The organism is Rhizobium sp. RSm-3 (assembly GCF_001854685.1).
In the GTDB taxonomy this organism is placed as follows: domain Bacteria; phylum Pseudomonadota; class Alphaproteobacteria; order Rhizobiales; family Rhizobiaceae; genus Rhizobium; species Rhizobium ecuadorense.
Map to the genome: position 1 here is coordinate 1 of NZ_MAWZ01000035.1, position 19,459 is coordinate 19,459.

Below are 19,459 nucleotides of genomic sequence, written 5' to 3' on the forward strand. Positions count from 1 at the left end.
CGTCCACTGCAAGACCTGCGACATCAAGGACCCCAACCAGAACATCAACTGGGTGCCGCCGCAGGGCGGCGAGGGGCCGGTCTATCCGAATATGTGAGGCGGATTATCTCCGCCGCCGACAATTTTTACGTGCTGACGCCTTCGTGATCGCTTGCAGCGGGCCGCCGTTAGCCGTTCGTTAACCATAACTTCCTTAGCTTGCGACATCATGTTGACGCACTAAGGACACATTCATGACGATCTCCCGCCGGGGCTTCCTGATCGCTCTGCCGCTTTTTGTCGCCGGCTGCTCCTCGACCGGTCTGAACAGCCAGACGAATTACGCCGCACTTCCGGATGAAAAATTCCCATTGAAGCAGGTGCCGATCGACAAGATCAAGCCGGAGCTTCGCCGTCAGGAAGTGGCCTATGAAACCACCCATGCGGCGGGCACGATCGTCGTCGATACCCCGGCACGGCGCGCCTACTACGTCCTCGGTGACAACAGGGCAGTGCGCTACGGCGTCGGCGTCGGCCGCGAGGGGCTGGCCTTTGCCGGCAACGCCTATATCGGCCGCAAGGCCGAGTGGCCGAGTTGGACGCCCACCGAAAACATGCAAGCCCGCGAAGAGCGTTATCGCAAGCTCGCCGGCGGCATGCCGGGCGGCCCGAACAACCCGCTCGGCGCACGGGCGATGTATCTCTATCGCGGCGGCGGCGACACGCATTTCCGCATTCATGGCACCAACCAGCCGCAATCGATCGGTCTTGCCATGTCGAGCGGTTGCATCCGCATGATGAACCACGACGTGATCGATCTCTACAGCCGCGTCGAAGTCGGCGCCAGGGTCGTCGTCATCCAGGCTTGAGCTGGCAAAATCACCTTCATTGAAAAAGCCGCCGCAGCGATGGCTGACGGCGGCTTTCGGCTTTTGTCGGCCCCGGCTGGCGGTCAGCGGCGCTGCGCGGCGATCCCGGTGGAGAGCGCAACGCCGAAGCCGGTAATCACGGCGGCGCTGATTTCCGTCAGGCCGACCGCCTCGCCAAGCAGCAAGCCGCCGCCGAGCGTTGCCAGTACCGGCGTCAGCGCCGTGAAGGCGGCGGCCTGCGTCCCGCCGAGGGTTCTGACGGCGGTGCCGTAGGCGACCATGGCGACGAGGCCGGAAAGAATGCCTTGGCTCAGCACCTGCAGGCCGATTTCCGGAAGAGGCGCCTGCGGCAGCGAGATGCCGAAGATGAGGGCAAGCGCGCCCATGATCAGGAAGGACCAGACGGCAATCAGCGCGCTCGCCTGCACGGCCGTCAGGCCGGAGCGGCGGAAGGCATGTGTATAGCTCGCCCACAGAACGGCACCGGCCGGCAGCAGCAGGAAGCTCGTCCATGGCAGCGAGGCGTCCGCAAGGCTGTGGGTGAGCAGGATCAGCACGCCGGCGACGATCGCGACGAGCCCGGCGATGCGGGTGGTATCAGGTCTTTCGCCAAACAGCGTAATGCCGATCAGCGCCGCGGCGAGCGGCATCGAGCCGCCCAGCAGAATGCCGGAGGAGGCGGCCGGCGTCGAATGGATTGCCAGCGTGGTCAGCAGGAAGAAAGCGGCACCCGAACCGGACACCATGATCGCCAGCAGATGCAGCGGCACGGTCTTCGGCAGCAATCCGGTCTTCAGCCAGACCGGCGAAAGCACCAGCGCCGGAATGCCGAAGCGGATCAGCCCGATATCGATCGAGCCGAGCGGCGTTGCGGCGCTGTGGCGGGTAACAAGAAACCATGTCGCCCAGATCAGCACGGTCACGGTGCCGCCGGTATAACCCAGTGCCTGCGATGGCGACTTGTCGTTGGTAAATGCAATGGTGGTCATCGTCCTGTCCCTTCCTTCATCCGGAGCCTTCCGGTCGAGGAAAAGATTAGATCAGGAGGGCAGGGCATGTCCTTGCTATCTCTGGCTCAGAAATCATGCTATGCGCAATCTTCTGCCAATTGATGCCGACAGGAATCGCGAAAATGCCAAATCTCGATAAATTCGATATTGCCATCCTGAAGTGCCTGCAGGAGGATGCGCGAGCCACCAATGTCGAAATTGCCGAGAAGGTGAACCTCTCGCCGTCGCCCTGCCTGCGCCGCATCCGCAATCTCGAGCGCTCCGGCATCATCCGCGGTTACACCGCCGATATCGACCGCAAGGAAGTCGGCCTCGGCCTGACCGTCTTCGTCGAATTCAAGGTCGTCCATCACAGCCGCGAGAATTCCGAGGTGCAGCAGAAGGCGCTGCTCGCCATCCCCGAGATCGTCTCCTGTTTTCTGATTTCGGGCACCGCCGATTTCCTCGCCGAAGTGGTGGTGGAGGACCTCGCCGCCTATGAACGGCTTCTGACCGAAACGCTGTTGACCCTGCCGAATGTCAGTGACATCCGCTCGAACTTCGCCATCCGCAGCATCAAGACGCATGGGCCGCTGAAGCTGCCCGAGGGACGATAATTTCCCAATAGTTTTTCTCGCTAATAAAACCCCTCCCCACAAGGGGGAGGGACTAATCTGGGCACCGTCTCGCTCCCCATCAAGGGTCAATATTGGGGATGCGGGGTGCGGCAGTTTAAGCCCCTCCCCCTTGTGGGGAGGGGTTGGGGAGGGGTCTTGGGTGCTAAAGCAGCGTGCCGCTGAGGATGAGCAGCGCCACCGAGAAGTAAATGACGAGCCCCGTGACGTCGACCAGCGTGGCGACGAAGGGGGCCGAGGCGCTGGCCGGATCGAGCCGCAGCTTCTGCAGCAGAAAGGGCAGCATCGAGCCGCAGATCGAGCCGAAGGTGACGATCCCGATCAGGGCGGCAAACACCGTGACGGCGACCATCTGCCAGTGCGGACCGTAGTCATAGAGCCCGGCCGACTGCCAGAAGACGATGCGGATGAAGCCGACGAGGCCGAGGATCGCGCCGAGCACGATGCCTGTGGGAAGTTCGCGCAATAGCACTTTCCACCAGTCCGACAGCTTCAGCTCGCCGAGCGCCAGGGCCCGGATGATCAGCGACGTCGCCTGCGAACCGGAATTGCCGCCCGAGCTCATGATCAGCGGGATGAACAGCGTCAGCACCACGGCCTTTTCCAGCTCGCCTTCGAAATGCTGCATGGCGCTTGCCGTCAGCATCTCGCCGAGGAAGAGGGCGGCGAGCCAGCCGGCGCGCTTGCGGATCATGCCGGCAAAGCCGATCTTCATATAGGGCTGGCCGAGCGCCTCCATGCCGCCGAACCTCTGGGCGGCTTCCGTCGTGTCTGAGATCATCGTGTCGATCACGTCGTCGACGGTGACGATGCCGAGCACCTGCCCATGTTCGTCGGTGACCGGCAGGGCGAGCAGGTCGTGCTTGCGGATCAGCCGGGCGACATCCTCCTGCTTCATCAGCGGATCGGCCGAAACCGGCGTGCCCTTCTGCGCCACCGAGAGGATGGAAGCCTCCGGCTCGCCGGTGATGAGGCGGCGCAGCGTCACCACATGCATAAGCGCATGGCTGACCTCGTCGAGCACATAGATGGCGTAGACGGTCTCGCGCGAGCGTTCGACCTGGCGCACATGGTCGAGTGTCTGGGCAACCGTCCAGCTGTCGGGCACGCTGACGAACTCCGTCGTCATGATGCCGCCGGCGGTGCGCGGCGGATAGCCCATCAGGTGCTGGATCGCGATGCGCACCGGCTCGTCGAGGCTGGAAAACAGCCGGGCGCGGGTCTCGCCGTCGAGTTCGAGCAGCACGTCGGCGACACGGTCGTTGGACATGCCGTGCAGCAGCCGTGCGGCATCCTCGGCACTGATCAGCGCCAGGATCTGCGCGGCGTTGCGCAGCTCCGGCCGGTCGAGGATGTTGACGGCATAGTCGAGCGGCATGCCTGACAGCACGCGGCCGGCATCCTGGATGGTCAGCGCGTTCAACGCATCGACGCGTTCGGCGATCGTTGCGCCGCGGCTGTTGTTGATGAAGGCACGGGCGGCATGGCCTGCCCGAAGAGGGAAGCGATTGATATTCATTTGAGGCTCGCCTTTCCGTCGATCCGCCGTAGCGTCCCGAACGGGCGAGCCGACAGGAGTCGGTCAGCGCACGAGGGCCGCGTACGGCAAGGGCAATCGACTGCTACTGTCGCTTGGCATCGTTAAGATGGCTCCGTTGAAATCCGTGGAAGACGAGTGCCGTCCACGTGAATGCTAGGTGGTCCCGCACGAAAAAAAAGTCAAGCGGGGTAAATGCTTAACGCCAGAATGTCGCACCCCCGCGCATTGCGGGTGGAGATGCTTTACGCGGCCTGCGTGCTCCGGCTGCGGCGCTCCAGCCGCACGGAGGCTGCGAAGACAAAGAGGCCGAGGAAAGACAGTGCCGCGCCGACATAACCGGTTGCCGCAAAACCGTAGCCCCAGGCGATGACGAGACCGCCGAGCCAGGCGCCGATCGCATTGGCGATGTTGAAGGCGGAATGGTTGGAAGCGGCCGCAAGCGTCTGCGCATCGGCGGCGACATCCATCAGCCGTGTCTGCAGCGCCGGGCCTGCGGCAAAACCGCAGCCGACCAGGAAGACCGAGAGGCCGAGCATATAGGGATTGGCGGCGGTCAGCGAGAAGGTGGTCAGCACGGCGATATTATAGACGAGCGAGCCGCCGATCGTGCCGAGCAGCGATTTGTCGGCGAGCCACGAACCGATGAAATTGCCGGCATTCATGCCGACGCCGAAAAGCACCAGCATGATCGGAACGGCCGTTTCCGGCAGCATCGCCACTTGAGTGGTCGTCGAGGCGATATAGCTGAACATCGCAAACATGCCGCCATAGCCGACGGCGGCGATGCCGAGCGTCAGCCACACCTGCGGCCGGCGGAAGGCGCCGAGTTCGCGCAGGAAGCTTGCCCCTTCGGAAACCTTGTCCTTGGGAACGTAGAACCAGATCAGCGCCACCGTCAGCAGGCCGACGATGCCGACCGACCAGAACGCCACCTGCCAGTCGAGCGACTGGCCGAAGAATGTCGTCAGCGGCGTGCCGAGAAGAGTCGCGACGGTGAGGCCGAGCATGACGCGGCCGACGGCACGGGCGCGGCGGTGTATCGGCACCATCGAGGCGGCGACCAGGGCGGCGACGCCGAAATAGGCGCCGTGCGGCAGTCCGGTAACGAAGCGCAGGAAGGTGAAGGATTCGAAGGTCGGCGCCATGGCGCTTGATATATTTCCGACGGCAAAGACCAGCATCAGTGTCAGGAGCAGCGTGCGGCGCGCCATCTTGGCGGCGAGCACGGCAATGACGGGCGCCCCCACGACGACGCCGAGCGCATAGGCGCTGATCACATAGCCGGCCTGCGGCGTCGTCACCGAGAAAGTGTCGGCGACATTCGGCAATAGTCCCATGATCGCGAATTCACCGGTGCCGATACCGAAGCCGCCGCAGGCGAGCGCCAGTTGGACCAGCGCCACTGTCGTTGCCGACGGCAGCCCTTCATCCTGGCTACCGATGGAATCATTGATGGCGATCTCACTCATGAGAGCTCCTCGAGACGGTTTTCTGCTTGGCAATGGCCTGCGGCGCAAGCGCGGCCGCGAGGCGATCGTGGATATGGCGGGAGGTGGAGACGATCTCTCCGATATGTGATCTATCCCTGATGTACCATCGGGCGTCGAGTGCATTTTTCGCAGTGCAGCGTCCTGCTATGTGCATATGTCCGTTGCAATATTTGCATTTCTGATATTCTGGCGGAAAGGTGGATGCGCTTGAAATCGCCAATGCCGCAACCATCTCAGGGCAAAGGCAGGAGCATTTCCGCGCCAGGGACGGGAGCCCTCATGAAGCTTGTAGGCTTTTTCAATCGCGACGGCGGCACCTTCAGGACCACCGACATGCTGGCCTACGAAAAGAGGGCGGAGGAGGCATTCCGCGAAGCAGGGCACGATTTCGACGCCATCGTCTTCTCCGGCAAGGAGATCATTCCCGCCATGGAGCGGGCGGCCAAGCGCGACGATATCGACGGCATCGTCGCCGGCGGCGGCGACGGCACGATTTCGGCGGCGGCATCGATCGCCTGGAAAAACGGCATTGCCCTTGGTGTCGTGCCGGCCGGCACGATGAACCTCTTTGCCCGCTCGCTGCGCGTGCCGCTCGATATCTGGCAGGCGCTCGATGTGCTTGCATCAGGCGAGATCGATAATGTCGATATCGCCAGCGCCAACGGCCGGCCCTTCATCCACCAGTTTTCCGCTGGCCTGCATGCCCGCATGGTGCGTTACCGCAACGCCTACAGCTATCGCTCCAGGCTAGGCAAAATCCGGGCGAGCACAAAGGCAGCCCTGGGCGTCATCTTCAACCCGCCGGAATTCGAGGTCGAATTCGAAGCGGCCGGCATGCGCGAGCGCCGCCGGGTGTCGGCAATCTCCGTCTCCAACAATCCCTTCGGCGAGAACGCGCTGCTATACGCCGACAATCTGACAAGCGGCGAACTTGGCTTCTATACGGCAAATCCGCTGAAACCCGTCGGCGTCGCCCGCCTCGCCATCGACATGCTGCGCGGCAAGGTCCGCGAAAATGCCGATGTCATGGTGATGCACCCGGCCGAGGTGCACCTGCATTTCCCGAAACTGCGCTCCAAGGCCAATTGTGTGATGGATGGCGAGCTGTTGCCGCTCCAGCGCGACGTCTCGATCCGGCTGCATCCGGGCGAATTGAAGGTTCTCGTCAAGCAGGGTCTCGCCGCTCAGGTCGATGCGGCCGAACGACGCGAGCCGGCTGCGTAAGTCGGCTGCGGCATAAGCTTCAGAGCCGCGGCAGATAAGTGCGGTAGTCGAAATCTGAAACCGCGCGCAGATGCGCCAGCGCTTCCTTGCGCTTGGTGTCGCCATAAAGCGCCTGGTAGCGTGCGCCGAAGATATCGGCGATGAAGGGTGAGGCGCGGAAGGTCTCGACGGCGCTGAGGAAATCATGTGTCAGCCGCGCCGTATTCGCAGGCGTAAACGAGGGCGTCGTTTCTTCGCCGGGGTCGAGTTCGCCGTCGAGGCCGAGGAGCATGCCGCCGAGGATCGCCGCGAGCAACAGGTAGGGATTGGCATCGGCGCCGGCGACGCGGTGCTCGATGCGGGCGGCCGGCCCGTCCTTATCGGGTATGCGGATCGCCGTGCCGCGATGGCCGCTGCCCCAGGTCAGATCGACTGGTGCGAACGAGCCCGGCTGGAAGCGGCGGTAGGAATTGGCGAAGGGGGCAAAGACCAACTGCGCTTCCCGCATGCTGTCGAGCAGGCCTGCCGTGACCGATTTCAACAGCGTCGGCGCGCCGCCTTTGGCATCTAGGATGTTGCGGCCTTGGGCGTCGATGATGCTCGCATGCACATGCAGGCCGGAACCGGCATGATCGGAATAGGGTTTTGCCATGCAGGTCGATTTCAGCCCGTGGCGGCGCGCCGCCTGCTCGGCGATGCGCTTGAGGTAGAGGCAATCGTCGGCGGCGGCCAGCGCATCGGGTCGGTGCATGAGATTGACTTCGAACTGGCCCGGGCCGAACTCCGCCGTCGTCGCATCCGCCGGCAGTCCTTGCGCCTTCGCATAGGTCCTCAGCGTCCCGAGATAGCCGTCGAGCGCATCGACGGCGCTCATGTCATAGAGCTGAAAACCGTTCGGTTCGCCGCGATAGGTAAGGCTTTCCGGCGGGGAGGGGCGGCCGGTTTCGCGCCAGTCGCCCGACATCACGTAGAATTCCAGCTCGGTGGCCACCACTGGCGTCAGGCCGAGTACCGCATAGCGCTCCACCACCGATGCGAGGATGGCGCGCGGATCCATGAAGCTCGGGCTGCCGTCGAATTCATGCATGGTGGCAAGCACCTGCATCGAGCCCTCCGGCGCCCAGGGCATCGGCGCCAGGCTGCGCCGGTCGGGGATGACCTTGCCATCAGGATCGCCGATCGTCAGCGACAGGCCGGTAATGTCGTCATTGTCGTCGCCCCAGATGTCAAGCGACTGCGTCGATGTCGGCAGGCGGATGTCGCCGGCCCAGATCTTGTCTTCTGCGCCTGAAGGAAGCTGCTTGCCGCGCAGCTCGCCGTTCATGCCGACGATCAGGATTTCGAAACGCGGGTCGCCGCCCTCGGCCTTGCCGTCCATCCTGTCGCTCGCCATGACCTTGAAAATCCTCCGGGACAAGGCCAAGCTCCTATCCCATCGATAGCAGCCTTTCAATCCGCGAGGGTCCTCACCTTATGCCCGATACTTCCCCACCCTCGAACCTTGCCGCGATCGACGCCGCGCATCACCTGCATCCCTTCGCCGACATGAAGAAGCTGAATGCCGATGGCACGCGTATCATCCAGCGCGGCGAGGGCGTCCATATCTTCGACAACCACGGCAGGAAATATCTCGATGGTTTCGCCGGCCTCTGGTGCGTCAATATCGGTTATGGCCGCCGGGAGATCACCGAGGCCGTCGCAAGGCAGATGAACGAACTCCCCTATTACAATACCTTCTTCGGCACGAGCTCGGCGCCGGCGACGCTGCTGGCCCAAAAGGTCACCTCCCATGCCGGTGAGCGTTTCAATCATATCTTCTTCACCGGCTCCGGCTCGGAGGCGAACGACACCTGGTTCCGCATGGCCCGCGTCTACTGGAGCGCCGTCGGCAAACCGTCGAAGAAGATCGTGATTGCGAGAAAGAACGGTTATCACGGCTCGACCGTCGCCGGTGCCAGCCTCGGCGGCATGAAATACATGCACGAGCAGGGCGACCTGCCGATATCAGGCATCGTCCATATCGGCCAACCCTATTGGTACGGCGAGGGCGGCGATCTCTCGCCTGATGAATTCGGCCTCAAGGTCGCCCGCGAACTCGAAGCGAAGATTGACGAGCTCGGCGAGGAGAATGTCGCCGCCTTCGTCGCCGAGCCGGTGCAGGGCGCTGCCGGCGTCATCATTCCGCCGGAGACCTACTGGCCGGAGATCGCCCGTATCTGCAAGGCGCGCAATATCCTGCTGGTAACCGACGAGGTGATCTGCGGTTTCGGCCGGTTGGGCGCCTGGTTCGGCCACCAGCATTTCGGCGTCGAGCCCGATCTGGCGCCGATCGCCAAGGGGCTGTCCTCCGGCTACCTGCCGATCGGCGGCGTTCTGGTCAGCAACCGCATCGCCGATGTGCTGATCAACGAGGTCGGCGAGTTCAATCACGGCTTCACCTATTCCGGCCATCCGGTCTGCGCGGCCGCCGCCCTCGAAAACCTGCGCATCATCGAGGAGGAGAAGCTGGTCGAACGCGTGCGTGATGATATCGGCCCCTATTTCGGCAAGGCCTGGGCAGCCCTCGCCGATCACGATCTGGTCGGCGAGGCCGTCAGCATCGGCCTGATGGGCGCCCTGCAGCTGGCCGCCGACAAGAGCACGCGCACGCGTTATGACAAGCCCGATCGGGTCGGTGCGCTGGTGCGCAACCATGCGCTCGCCAACGGCCTCGTGCTGCGCGCCACCGGCGACCGCATGCTCGCCTCGCCACCGCTTGTGATCAGCCATGCCGAGGTGGATGAGATGGCAAGGATTACCAGGCTGGCGCTGGACTTGGCCTGGAAGGAGCTGAAATCGTGATTTCGCTTGGAGCGACCGGTCGACCTGGGCATAGGCAGAGCCGGTTCCGACGACGGAAATGATCGTAGCGGCTTGTTGTCCAGGGAATTCCTCGGGCCTAGAAATCGAAATCCTGTGGCTTGATATCCTCCGCGCCGTGTTTCACGCGTAGGATCACGATGCGGTCGTGATAGGAGCGATAGTAGATACAGCGGTTCCGGTATGGCAGGCCGCGCACGCCTTCCGCGATGTGGTCGCGAGGAGATCCGGTGAAGTCCACTTCGGCGATCCACGCGATCTTTGCGGTCAGGTCATCCAGAAACTCCCGCGCGCAATAGGGGCTGCTCTCGGCGATATAGCGCCGGATATTGCGTAGATCCTTGATGGCGGATGGCGCGATAATCAGGCGCTTCGGTTGAATGGCCTTAGCTTTCGTTCATGACGTCTTCGAGGATATCCGCGCCGGTTGCGTATTCCTTGCCGAGACCGGCTTCAATCTCGGAGTCGGCCGTCTGAATGTCCCTGCGCAGCGCCTCTATTTTCAGTTCGTGGTCGGCGAGCATACGGATGCCGGCCCGCACGGCTTCAGTTTCTGTGCCGAACCGGCCATTCCGGACAAGATCCGATAGTATCCCGTCATAGGTATCGCCAAGGGAAAAAGTCTTTGCGCGTGCCATGTGATGACTCCTTACCCTTTAATATGTGGCAAAATACAATACTTTTGCAATACCGACCGCATCGGGGGAGGCTATCTTGCCAAAGGCAATGCGCCTGATGTTGAGCTCAAGGCTGGCCGACCCAGGCATAGCCGAAACGATAGTGGTCCTCGCCGCGCTGATAGAAATAGGGCACGTCAATCACCAATCCCTCAGGCGCGGAGGCGCCGAGATTGACTTGGAGCCATTGAGCCATATCAGGCGGAAGCGCTTCGTTGCCCCCCTTCGGCGGTATCAGCCAGACGAGGAGAAGTGGGCGCCCGCCGGCAAGATCCGGGTGGAAGCCGGGATAATCGACGGAGAGGACCGGCACGCCGGGAATATCCTGCCTGAGATTGCCGGCAAGCAGGCTGTCGCCGGCAAGGATTGCCGCCGGCTCGGCCTGTTTGCGCAGGTTTTCCAGCATCGTGGCATAGGGCCTGTTCAATCGTTCGTAATGGCCGGTGAAGCGTGCGGTGGCGACACTGCCATAGAGGGCGGCCGGCACGCCGATCATGATGATGGCGACGGCGATCATGAAACGCCGGAAAGCCCGGCCTGTCGTGACACCGGCGGCCTCGATCTTCAGGCAGAAATAGAGCGGCAGGATGAAGAGCATCGGCACCAGCCAGCGATCCTTGATGCCGGCCGCACCGCCGAAGACGATCAGAAACAGAATGCCGATGAGGAAGACCAGCATCATCCGCTCGATGAGCCGCGTCCATTCCGAGCCGGCAGTCAGCGCCGGACGAAGGCCCTTGCCGAAGACGATGGCAAAGACCGCCACCGTCAATCCGGCAAAGCTGATGGTGGCGAGAGCAAGTGAGCTGACCCCCATGGTGACCTGCATGAGATAGCTCGCATCGCCGCTCGCGGTCATCTTCTCCAGCGTGCGGGCGGTGGCGAAATCGAGATTGTCCTTCAGCCAAAAGAGATGCGGCAGGACGATGACGAGCGCCACGACAGCCGTCAGCACCAGCCGCCGGTCGAAGATCCGCTCCCGCAGGCGCGCGTCCGCCAGCGCGGCAATCAGCGCTGCCGCCGGCAGGATCGCGAAATTATATTTGGCCAGCAGGCCGAAACCGATGCCGATGCCGGCGACCAGATAGGAGGCAAGGCTCGGCTGCTTCAGGCTGCGGATGAAGCCGTAGAAGAAGATGCTGGCCGCGAAGAACACGGCGACGGTGTGGGTGAGGTCGCGCTGCATTTCGAAAGCCATCTGCGGGATCGTCAGCAGCCCGAGTGTTGATATCGCCACCAGCGCCTTGTCGCGCAGGAGAAGACGCGCGGTCAGACCGTAGAGCAGGTAGGAAATGAACAGCAGAAGGTTCTTTACGAGAGAAAGCGCGGCAAGCGAGACGCCAGTAAATTGGAAGACGGTATATTGCAGCCAGTTGTAGAAGGGTGGCTGCGGGCCGTAACCGGCGGCAAGCCATTGCGAGCGGAAGGCCTGTTCGGCCTCGTCGAGATCGAGCGAATGCGAGGTTGCCAGCCGCACGCCGATCTGAAGCACGAAATAGGCGGCCAGCAGGACGAAAATCCAGCGGATGTCGCGGCTGTTGGTCTCGGTCATCTATCTCTCCCGCCGAACCCAGGCGTAGCCGAGCGCGAAATTGTCGCCCTGGCGGCCGAAATAATAGGGAAGCGACAACGAGCCGATCTCCTGCGGCACGATATCAGCCGCCGTCAGCGCCGATGAAAACCGCTCCGGCATGATCGCATCCGCGGCCGTCGCCGTCTTCTTGCCGCGCCAGACGATCAGCACCGGCCCCTTCGCCTCGGCAAAGGCGGGAATGCCCGGTGCCGGGAAATCCGGGATCACCACGGGCACGCCGGGAAATTGCAGCCGCATGTTTCCGCCGACATAGGTGTCCGAGGCGATCACCAGCGCCGGCTCCCCTTGTCGCGTCATCTCGCGGGAAAGCCCCGCCATCGGCACGTTCGGCCTGGCGTAGACGCCGATCAGCCCGGCGCCGACGACACGCAGGCCGAGTGCGATGAGCACGCAGGCCATCAGCACCGGCAGCACCGGCCTGAGGCGGCGCAGCCCGGCGGAAGGGTCGATGCCGGCAGCCTGCATCTTTGCCAGGAAATAGATCGGCAGCACCAGCAGGAACGGGTCGAGCCAGCGCTCGCGCACGGTGGTGGAGCCGGTGAAGAGGACGATGAGAACGATGCCGGCAAGGCTTGAGAGCATCATCCGCTCCATCATCCCGGTCCAGCGGCTTCCGGCCGAAAAGGCACGGACAAAATCCCGGCGGAAGGTGGCGGCGAAGATGGCGACCGGCAGCGCCGCAAAGGCGATGATGGCGACGACAAAGGCGATGAAGCCTTTGCCGGCTCGCGCGATGCCGGCCGGTTCGTTGCCGGCGGCCATCTTGACCAGAGTATCGGAGGAGGCGAATGCGAGATTGTCCCGTAGCCAGATCGCGTGCGGCAGGACGATGACGAGCGCAACGGCGATCGCCGCCAGCATGCGCCAGTCGAGCGCCCTGCGCCGCCATTCGGCATCCGGCAGGATGGCGATCAAGGCGGCGGCCGGCATCAGCGCGAAATTATATTTCGAGATCAGCCCGATGCCTGTGGCAAGCCCGAGCAGGAGATAGCTGCCGATATCCGGTCGATCGAGCGTGCGGAAAAAGCCGTAGAGAAACAGCGAACTGGCAAAGAGCAGTGCCGTCGTATGGGTCAGATCCTGCTGGGCCATATAGGAGACCTGGGGCAGGGTGATCAGCGACAGCATGGCGACGGCGGCAAGCGCCTCGTCCTTCAGTACACGCCGCCCGGCAAGGCCATAAAAGAGATAGGAGAGGAACAGCAGGATGTTCTTCGGCACGATCAGCGCGCCGATCGACATGCCGGTCACTGAAACGACGGCATATTGCATCCAGTTGTAGAAGGGCGGCTGCGGGCCGTAGCCCGCCAGCAGATATTGCGAGAAGAAGGATTGCTCGGCCTCGTCGAGCTCCAGCGAATGCGGAAGCGCGATGCGCAGCACGATGTTGAGCACGAAATAGGCCGCAAGCAGCAGACCCGCGGTTTTGATCGTCCTCGTCGCGCGCTCCAGCATCGTGCTGCCGGCTTAGGCTCGGCTTCGATCGTCGAAGATCTGCCGCACGATATAATTCGGCGAGGCGTCGTCGCGGTAATAGGTGCGCGCGATCATCTCCGCCAGGATGCCGGTGGTGATCATCTGCACCGATGACAGCAGCAGCACGACGCCGACCATCAGCATCGGGCGCGTGCCGATATCGTTGCCCATGATGAACTTGTCGAAGCCGAGATAGAGGAGGATCAGCATGGCGACCGCGCCGAGGCCAAGACCCAGCGAGCCGAAGAAGTGCCCGGGCCGCGCCTTGTAGCGCATGAAGAACATCACCGACAGCAGGTCGAGGATGACGCGGAAGGTGCGCGAGATACCGTATTTCGAAACGCCGTGCTCGCGGGCATGGTGGGTGACGGCCATCTCGCCGATGCGCGAGCTCGGGACGACACCAGCCACCCAGGCCGGGATGAAGCGGTGCATTTCGCCCATCAGCTTCACCTGCTTGATGATCGAGGCACGGTAGATCTTCAGGCTGCAGCCGTAATCGTGCAGCTTGACGCCGGTGATACGGCCGATCAGGTAATTGGCGCACCAGGAGGGGATCTTGCGCAGGAACAGACCATCCTTGCGGTTCTTGCGCCATCCCACAAGGAGGTCGAGTTCGCGCCGTTCCAATTCGGCGACCATCGCAGGAATGTCCTTCGGATCGTTCTGCAGGTCGCCGTCCATCGTTGCGATCAGCCGGCCCTGGGCGGTGTCGATACCGGCCTGCATGGCGGCGGTCTGGCCGAAATTGCGCTGCAGCTCGACGATCCTCAGCGTCAGCCCTTCGCGTCCGACGAACGTGCGGGCGTTGACGAGCGTCGCATCCGTGCTGCCGTCGTCGACGAGGATCAGCTCCCAACGATGGGGATAGGCGGCCATCGCAGCCATGACACGCTCGATGAGCGGGCCGACGCTTTCCTCTTCGTTGAAAATCGGCACGACCAGCGACAGCTCGAGCGATTGTACCGGATCATTCGTACCGCGCATGGGCTCTACGGTTGTCTGCAACTGTCATCTCCAAAAGGCCGGACGGCCTGGCAATCTTTACTGCCGCCGCCGCGTTTCCGGAAGGCTAGTACATGAACTGTCCACCGGTTGCCAGCGGACAATGCCGGTTTCCCCGCAATCGGCTGTGCTGCCGGAACGCTATTTCGCGCCGCCCTCCACCCAGGAATAACCGATGGAGAAACTGCGTTTGCCGTCACCGAAGAGATAGGGCAGCGTCAGCGTCTTCAACTCCTGCAGATGAATGCCCGATTTCACCAGATCATTCGCAAAACCGGGGGAAATGGTCGGGTCATCTGCGGTCTCGCCGCGCCAGATAACCAGCACCGGCCCCTTCGCCGTCGCAAATTCGGGGACCCCGGGACCCGGGAAGAACGGTATCACCACCGGAACATCGGGTAATGCAAGCCGCATATTGCCGGCCACGAACTTGGTTCCGGCCACGATGAGAACCGGCTTGCGGGCGGCGGTCAGTTCGGCGACGTAGCCGGCAAAGGGCACGTTCGTTCTCGTATAGGTGCCGATGTATTGAATGCCGATGATCCGGAAGAGAAGGATCGACAGGATCACGACCATGAAGACCGGCACCACGGGCCGGAAGCGCGCAAGGCCGGCGGAAAGATCGAGGCCTGCGGTTTTCAGTTTCAGGAACAGATAGATCGGCAGGACGAGCAGGCAGGGGTCGAGCCAGCGCTCGTGAATATCGCTCGCGCCGGCAAAAAGGACCACGCCGACGAAAGCGATCAGACTGACGACCATCATCCGCTCGATCACCCGGATCATCGGGCTGGACGAGGAGAGCGCGCGAAAGAAATCCCGCCGGAAGGCGGCTGCGACGAGAACGATCGGCAATGCGACGAAGCCGAGAACGGCGATGAAGAGGGATAATAGTCCTTGCCCGATGCGGGGAATGCCGGCCGGCGCCAGATCTTCGGCGGTCATCCGCTCCAGCGTCGGCTGAGAGGCGCTCGCGAGATTGTCGGGCAGCCAGAGCGCATGCGGCAGCACGATCAGAATGCCGATGATGATCGCCGGCAGCAAACGCCAGTCGATGAGACGGCTGCGCCATTCCCGATCCGGCAGCACGGCAATGAGTGCTGCAGCCGGCAGGATGACGAAATTATATTTCGCGATCAGCCCGATGCCGGTGGCGATGCCGATAACCAGGAAGCTTGTCATCGACGGCTGGCGCAGCGTGCGGAAAAAACCGAAGAGGAAGAGCGAGGTCGCAAACAGCAGCGCGACGGTATGGGTCAATTCGCGTTGCGCCATCAAACCCACCTGCGGCAGGGTAATCAGGCTCAGCATGGCGACGGCTGCGAGCGAACGGTTCTTCAGCACCTCGCGGGCGGCAAGCCCGTAGAAGACATAGCAGCCGAAGAGAATGATGTTCTTGGGAACCGAGAGCACCCACATCGATATGCCGGTCACCGAAACGATGGCATATTGGATCCAGTTGTAGAACGGCGGCTGCGGGCCGTAGCCGGCAAGCAGGTATTGCGAATAGAAGGATTGCTCGGCCTCGTCGAGATCGAGCGTATGAGGCAAGGCGATGCGGAGCGCGATATTGAGCAGGAAATAGGCTGCCAGAAAAAGGCTTGCGCTCGGAATGCTTCTGGTAATCCGCTCCAACATCGATCTCCACGTCAAGCCGGCGAGGCGTGTGATTTACCGGTCAGCGCTCGGATCGTCGGCGGGGAAGCGGGTTCGCCGCCTTCGCCCATCAACTCCGCCGTTGTGCGCAACCGTCATTTCTCCTAAAAGGCCTGGCGAACGGGGCCGATGCCGACGCCAAGCGAGGAATGCCTACTACATGAAGAGTTCGATCGTTGAAAGCCGGCAATCCTGGTTTATGCGCAATCGCATGACGGTGCTGACGGTCGTTATCGTCGCAGCCTATGCGCTCTTCATCCAATGGTTCTGGGGTTGGCCTGTCATTATCCGGCAGTGGGCCGATGTCGGCGCCGGCCCGGTGATCGGCGCGCTGGTGCTGTTGACGAGTACCTATTTCCTGCGCACCTGGCGCATCTATGACTATTTTCCGAAGGAGACGGCCGGCCGGTTCGCGGTGCTTTTTCGCGTCACGCAGATCCACAACCTGTTGAACATCATGCTGCCCTTCCGCGCCGGCGAGACCAGCTTTCCGCTGCTGATGCGCACGGAGTTCGGCATTCCGCTGACACGCGGAACCTCGGCACTCCTGGTCATGCGACTGCTCGACCTGCACGCGCTTGTCGCCGCCGCCGGCATCGGTTTTGCCGTCGCCGCCGCCGATCCTATTGTTGCCTGGTCGCTCTGGACGGGCTTTCTGCTGTTGCCGGTCGCAGCTTTCGCCGCTCGCAAGCCGCTGTTGCGCCTCGCCGCCAGGCTGCTGCCGGAAAAGGCGCAGAAATTCGTCGCCGAGATCGAAAACGGCTTGCCGCTCGATGCCCTCGCTTTTTCCCGCGCCTGGGCGATGACCATCGTCAACTGGCTGGTGAAGGTCATGGTGCTTGCCTGGGCGCTCGGCCTGATGGGCGTGCTGCCGATGGCGGCAAGCTTCGGCGGTGCGCTCGGCGGCGAGCTCTCTTCCGTCCTGCCGGTCCATGCGCCGGGCGGCGTCGGCACCTATCCGGCCGGCATCACCGCCGGCGCCATTGCCTTGGGCGCATCGAGCGAGCGGCTGGCGCTAGCCGCGCTGGCACAGGCGAGCGTCAATGCCCACCTGCTGATCATCGTCTCGGCGCTGACGGGCACGGCGATCTCACTGCCGCTCGGACGTCGCGGCAAGCTTTGAAATCCGCTTTCTGAGAAAAGCCCGCTCCGGCTCCTGCCGGCAGAGCGACAGCGCGATTTCATAAGCCGCGATCGCCTCCTGCCTCCGGCCGAGGCGGCGCAGAAAATCGGCGCGCGCCGAATGGGCGAGGTGATAGGCCGTGAGCTCGCCGCGTCCGAGAATGGCATCGATCAGTTCCAGCCCCTTCGCCGGCCCCTCCGCCATCGCGATCGCCACGGCCCGGTTGAGTTCGACAATCGACGAGGGCTGAGCCGCCAGAAGCAGATCGTAATAGAAAGCAATCCGCTTCCAGTCGGTTTCCTCGGCGGTCGACACTTTCGCATGTTCGGCGGCGATCGCCGCCTGCACCGTATAGGTGCCGATCTCTCCCGTCCGCATCGCCTCGGCAAGCAGTGCCAGGCCCTCCGAGATCTTGGCGCGGTCCCAAAGCGAGCGGTTCTGATCGGCAAGCAGCACCAGCTTTCCGTCCTGACCGCTGCGGGCGCTGCGGCGGGAATCCTGCAGCAGCATCAGTGCCAGCAGGCCTGAAACATCGGGATGCGGCAGCAGCGCCAGGAGCAGCCGCGCCAGACGTATCGCCTCCGCGCTCAGGTCGGCGCGGACCACGTCCTCCCCCGAAGAGGCCGAATAACCTTCATTGAAGACGAGGTAGATAATGTGCAGCACTCGGTCCAGCCGCTGAGGCAGCGCCTCGCGGTCAGGCACCTCGTAGGGGATTTTTTCCGCCCGGATCCTGCCCTTGGCGCGCACGATCCGCTGGGCGACCGTCGGCGCCGGCACGAGGAAGGCATGGGCGATTTCTTCAGTGGTCAGCCCGCAGATTTCCCGAAGCGCCATCGCCATCTGCGCGTCGGCGGGAATAGCGGGATGGCAGCAGGTGAAGATCAACCGCAGCATGTCGTCCTCGATCGGTTCCATCTCGCCGATCTCCGTGTCGTCGACCGTGTAAAGGCTGTCCTCGATATGCTGCTGCGAGGCGTCGAAGCGCGCCCGGCGCCGGATCGTATCGATCGCCCTGAAACGGCCCGCCGAGACCAGCCAGGCGAAAGGATTGCCGGGAACGCCGTCGGTCGGCCATGTCCGCGCGGCCGCGGCAAAGGCTTCGTGGAGCGCTTCCTCAGCCCGGTCGAAATCGCCGAGCAGGCGGATCAGCGTCGCCAGCACCCGGCGCGAATGCTGCCTGTAGATATCTTCGATTACCTGTCCCAACGGGCGATCCTCACTCCGGCAGGGTGAGCAGCCTCACCGGACGCAATTCGACCGATCCGACGCGGACGCTTGGAATTCCCGCGACGACCTTGCGCGCCTCTTCGAGATCGGCTGCCTCGATGATGTAGATGCCAGCCAGATGTTCCTTGGTCTCGACGTAAGGGCCGTCGGTCGAAGACAGAATGCCATGGCGCACTCTCAGGACCGAGGCGCTGTCGGGACCTTCCAATGCATCGGAATGGATCATGATGCCTTTGCGCTGAAGCTCCTCGTCATACTGGAAATGCGCCCTCACGAGCTCGTCGCCCTCGGCCTGACTGAGCGTGCCATCCATATCGGCGGAATTATAGATGAGGCAGACGAAGCGCATGGCTATCTCCCATCCTTGATCGAATAGGCGGGCCTGATTTCGATCGACGCATATTTGAGGATCGGGAAGGTGGAAATGATCGCTTTCGCCTCTTCTATGTCCTTGGCCTCGATCACCACGAACCCGCCGAGATGCTCCTTGATTTCGGCGAAGGGCCCATCTGTAGCGGCGACAGTGCCGTTGCGAACGCGGAGCGTTACGGCTCGCTCAGGTTCATAAAGCGCCAGCGCGCTCAGCATGTGACCGCTGTCACGCCAGTGGTCGTCGCTGACGATGCACTCCTGCGTGAGCGCATCCCATTCGGTCTGAGGGACCAGTTTGCTTTTCTCAGTGTCGAACCAGATTTGGCATAGAAACTTCATCGGTACCTCCTCATTGAGCTGCGAATTCGTGGATAGGCCGCACCTCGATCGCGCCGAGCTTGGCAAGCGGGATGCCGGCGGCGATGCGGATCGCATCGTTGAGGTCCTTGGCCTCGACTAGGATGAAGCCGCCGAGCGCCTCCTTGGTCTCGATGAAGGGACCGTCCGTTACCGACAGCTCGCCGCTACGCACCCGGACCGTCACCGCCGATGCCGGCGGCTGCAGTGCCTCGGCCACGATCATATTCCCGCTTTCGGCGAGGTCCTTGTCGTAATTCAGCGAATTCGCACCGAGTTCGGTCTTTTGCTCTTTCGTCATGGCGCCGAGCATCGCGCCGTCGAACCACACCTGACAGAGATATTTCATCGCGAACGCTCTCCTTGCGTCTTTCCATAACCCTGGACGATCGAGCTTCGCGCATTTCG

At 62.7% G+C, this 19,459-nt stretch carries 20 protein-coding genes; 6 read left to right on the plus strand and 14 right to left on the minus strand.

Translation table 11 applies throughout. The features are described from left to right. Together BBJ66_RS33655 and BBJ66_RS22875 are read left to right on the plus strand one after the other, a co-directional pair. Positions 1 to 97 (plus strand): 4Fe-4S dicluster domain-containing protein (locus BBJ66_RS33655; RefSeq protein WP_131819119.1); only part of this gene is annotated, 97 nt, incomplete at its 5' end. A gap of 136 nt (positions 98 to 233) precedes the next feature. Then, positions 234 to 848: a L,D-transpeptidase gene (locus tag BBJ66_RS22875; RefSeq protein ID WP_071090022.1), complete on the plus strand. Its 615-nt coding sequence runs from the start codon at positions 234 to 236 to the stop codon at positions 846 to 848. A gap of 83 nt (positions 849 to 931) precedes the next feature. Here BBJ66_RS22875 and BBJ66_RS22880 read toward each other — a convergent pair whose 3' ends face one another. After that, positions 932 to 1,837: a DMT family transporter gene (locus BBJ66_RS22880; RefSeq protein ID WP_071090025.1), complete on the minus strand. Its 906-nt coding sequence runs from the start codon at positions 1,835 to 1,837 to the stop codon at positions 932 to 934. Between the two features lie 95 nt (positions 1,838 to 1,932). On the opposite strand from BBJ66_RS22880, the gene BBJ66_RS22885 reads away from it, so the two are divergent. Beyond that, complete coding sequence (locus tag BBJ66_RS22885; RefSeq protein WP_184343088.1) at positions 1,933 to 2,454, plus strand: Lrp/AsnC family transcriptional regulator; 522 nt, start codon at positions 1,933 to 1,935, stop codon at positions 2,452 to 2,454. A 163-nt stretch (positions 2,455 to 2,617) separates the two neighbouring features. Here BBJ66_RS22885 and mgtE read toward each other — a convergent pair whose 3' ends face one another. Continuing rightward, positions 2,618 to 3,991: a magnesium transporter gene (mgtE, locus tag BBJ66_RS22890; protein WP_071090031.1), complete on the minus strand. Its 1,374-nt coding sequence runs from the start codon at positions 3,989 to 3,991 to the stop codon at positions 2,618 to 2,620. A 263-nt stretch (positions 3,992 to 4,254) separates the two neighbouring features. Then, entirely contained in the window at positions 4,255 to 5,481 is a 1,227-nt protein-coding gene (locus BBJ66_RS22895; RefSeq protein WP_071090033.1) for an MFS transporter, read from the minus strand. 300 nt (positions 5,482 to 5,781) lie between these two features. On the opposite strand from BBJ66_RS22895, the gene BBJ66_RS22900 reads away from it, so the two are divergent. After that, positions 5,782 to 6,726 (plus strand): diacylglycerol/lipid kinase family protein, encoded by a 945-nt coding sequence (locus BBJ66_RS22900; RefSeq protein ID WP_049733829.1) that lies wholly within the window; start codon positions 5,782 to 5,784, stop codon positions 6,724 to 6,726. A gap of 19 nt (positions 6,727 to 6,745) precedes the next feature. On the opposite strand, the gene BBJ66_RS22905 is transcribed toward BBJ66_RS22900, so the two are convergent. Continuing rightward, on the minus strand, positions 6,746 to 8,098 hold the full coding sequence (locus BBJ66_RS22905) for a glutamine synthetase family protein (RefSeq protein WP_049733830.1): 1,353 nt from the start codon (positions 8,096 to 8,098) through the stop codon (positions 6,746 to 6,748). An 80-nt stretch (positions 8,099 to 8,178) separates the two neighbouring features. Here BBJ66_RS22905 and BBJ66_RS22910 point away from each other — a divergent pair, with 80 nt between their 5' ends. Next, positions 8,179 to 9,546 (plus strand): aspartate aminotransferase family protein, encoded by a 1,368-nt coding sequence (locus tag BBJ66_RS22910; protein ID WP_049733831.1) that lies wholly within the window; start codon positions 8,179 to 8,181, stop codon positions 9,544 to 9,546. 97 nt (positions 9,547 to 9,643) lie between these two features. Here BBJ66_RS22910 and BBJ66_RS22915 read toward each other — a convergent pair whose 3' ends face one another. The 6 genes from BBJ66_RS22915 to BBJ66_RS22940 all read right to left on the minus strand — a co-directional run bounded on the left by BBJ66_RS22915 (position 9,644) and on the right by BBJ66_RS22940 (position 15,951). After that, on the minus strand, positions 9,644 to 9,946 hold the full coding sequence (locus tag BBJ66_RS22915) for a type II toxin-antitoxin system RelE/ParE family toxin (protein WP_083335607.1): 303 nt from the start codon (positions 9,944 to 9,946) through the stop codon (positions 9,644 to 9,646). Between the two features lie 4 nt (positions 9,947 to 9,950). Then, the gene (locus BBJ66_RS22920) at positions 9,951 to 10,202 is read right to left on the minus strand and encodes a ribbon-helix-helix domain-containing protein (RefSeq protein WP_049733832.1); all 252 of its coding nucleotides are present in this window, start codon (positions 10,200 to 10,202) and stop codon (positions 9,951 to 9,953) included. Positions 10,203 to 10,308: 106 nt separating this feature from the next. Then, positions 10,309 to 11,793, minus strand: a complete 1,485-nt coding sequence (locus tag BBJ66_RS22925; protein WP_071090037.1) for an ArnT family glycosyltransferase — start codon at positions 11,791 to 11,793, stop codon at positions 10,309 to 10,311. Continuing rightward, positions 11,794 to 13,290, minus strand: coding sequence for a glycosyltransferase family 39 protein (locus BBJ66_RS22930; protein WP_071090040.1), 1,497 nt, complete (start codon positions 13,288 to 13,290; stop codon positions 11,794 to 11,796). A gap of 12 nt (positions 13,291 to 13,302) precedes the next feature. Next, positions 13,303 to 14,319: a glycosyltransferase family 2 protein gene (locus BBJ66_RS22935; protein ID WP_071090043.1), complete on the minus strand. Its 1,017-nt coding sequence runs from the start codon at positions 14,317 to 14,319 to the stop codon at positions 13,303 to 13,305. Between the two features lie 138 nt (positions 14,320 to 14,457). Continuing rightward, positions 14,458 to 15,951 (minus strand): ArnT family glycosyltransferase, encoded by a 1,494-nt coding sequence (locus tag BBJ66_RS22940; RefSeq protein WP_049733836.1) that lies wholly within the window; start codon positions 15,949 to 15,951, stop codon positions 14,458 to 14,460. A gap of 178 nt (positions 15,952 to 16,129) precedes the next feature. Between BBJ66_RS22940 and BBJ66_RS22945 the strand changes: the two genes are divergently transcribed. Then, a complete protein-coding gene (locus BBJ66_RS22945; RefSeq protein ID WP_049733837.1) occupies positions 16,130 to 17,092 on the plus strand; it encodes a lysylphosphatidylglycerol synthase domain-containing protein in 963 nt (320 codons plus the stop codon). On the opposite strand, the gene BBJ66_RS22950 is transcribed toward BBJ66_RS22945, so the two are convergent. From BBJ66_RS22950 to BBJ66_RS22965, 4 genes are read right to left on the minus strand one after another with little or no spacing between them, the layout of a single operon-like run. Beyond that, on the minus strand, positions 17,060 to 18,301 hold the full coding sequence (locus tag BBJ66_RS22950) for an RNA polymerase sigma factor (protein ID WP_049733838.1): 1,242 nt from the start codon (positions 18,299 to 18,301) through the stop codon (positions 17,060 to 17,062). The genes BBJ66_RS22945 and BBJ66_RS22950 overlap by 33 nt on opposite strands. A gap of 10 nt (positions 18,302 to 18,311) precedes the next feature. After that, positions 18,312 to 18,671, minus strand: a complete 360-nt coding sequence (locus tag BBJ66_RS22955) for a YciI family protein (protein ID WP_003587635.1) — start codon at positions 18,669 to 18,671, stop codon at positions 18,312 to 18,314. A 2-nt stretch (positions 18,672 to 18,673) separates the two neighbouring features. Then, positions 18,674 to 19,033, minus strand: a complete 360-nt coding sequence (locus BBJ66_RS22960; protein WP_049733839.1) for a YciI family protein — start codon at positions 19,031 to 19,033, stop codon at positions 18,674 to 18,676. A 10-nt stretch (positions 19,034 to 19,043) separates the two neighbouring features. Next, positions 19,044 to 19,400 carry a YciI family protein gene (locus tag BBJ66_RS22965; protein ID WP_049733840.1) on the minus strand — a complete coding sequence of 119 codons (357 nt, stop codon included), beginning with the start codon at positions 19,398 to 19,400 and terminating at the stop codon, positions 19,044 to 19,046. Positions 19,401 to 19,459: the final 59 nt, after the last annotated feature.

Coding starts and splice junctions, on each gene's coding strand:
- mgtE (WP_071090031.1), bottom strand. CDS start 3,991: ATGAATATCAATCGCTTCCCTCTTCGGGCAGGCCATGCCGCCCGTGCC.
- BBJ66_RS22895 (WP_071090033.1), bottom strand. CDS start 5,481: ATGAGTGAGATCGCCATCAATGATTCCATCGGTAGCCAGGATGAAGGG.
- BBJ66_RS22905 (WP_049733830.1), bottom strand. CDS start 8,098: ATGGCGAGCGACAGGATGGACGGCAAGGCCGAGGGCGGCGACCCGCGT.
- BBJ66_RS22960 (WP_049733839.1), bottom strand. CDS start 19,033: ATGAAGTTTCTATGCCAAATCTGGTTCGACACTGAGAAAAGCAAACTG.
- BBJ66_RS22925 (WP_071090037.1), bottom strand. CDS start 11,793: ATGACCGAGACCAACAGCCGCGACATCCGCTGGATTTTCGTCCTGCTG.
- BBJ66_RS22880 (WP_071090025.1), bottom strand. CDS start 1,837: ATGACCACCATTGCATTTACCAACGACAAGTCGCCATCGCAGGCACTG.
- BBJ66_RS22885 (WP_184343088.1), top strand. CDS start 1,933: ATGCTATGCGCAATCTTCTGCCAATTGATGCCGACAGGAATCGCGAAA.
- BBJ66_RS22920 (WP_049733832.1), bottom strand. CDS start 10,202: ATGGCACGCGCAAAGACTTTTTCCCTTGGCGATACCTATGACGGGATA.
- BBJ66_RS22955 (WP_003587635.1), bottom strand. CDS start 18,671: ATGCGCTTCGTCTGCCTCATCTATAATTCCGCCGATATGGATGGCACG.
- BBJ66_RS22965 (WP_049733840.1), bottom strand. CDS start 19,400: ATGAAATATCTCTGTCAGGTGTGGTTCGACGGCGCGATGCTCGGCGCC.
- BBJ66_RS22910 (WP_049733831.1), top strand. CDS start 8,179: ATGCCCGATACTTCCCCACCCTCGAACCTTGCCGCGATCGACGCCGCG.
- BBJ66_RS22945 (WP_049733837.1), top strand. CDS start 16,130: ATGAAGAGTTCGATCGTTGAAAGCCGGCAATCCTGGTTTATGCGCAAT.
- BBJ66_RS22900 (WP_049733829.1), top strand. CDS start 5,782: ATGAAGCTTGTAGGCTTTTTCAATCGCGACGGCGGCACCTTCAGGACC.
- BBJ66_RS22940 (WP_049733836.1), bottom strand. CDS start 15,951: ATGTTGGAGCGGATTACCAGAAGCATTCCGAGCGCAAGCCTTTTTCTG.
- BBJ66_RS22930 (WP_071090040.1), bottom strand. CDS start 13,290: ATGCTGGAGCGCGCGACGAGGACGATCAAAACCGCGGGTCTGCTGCTT.
- BBJ66_RS22875 (WP_071090022.1), top strand. CDS start 234: ATGACGATCTCCCGCCGGGGCTTCCTGATCGCTCTGCCGCTTTTTGTC.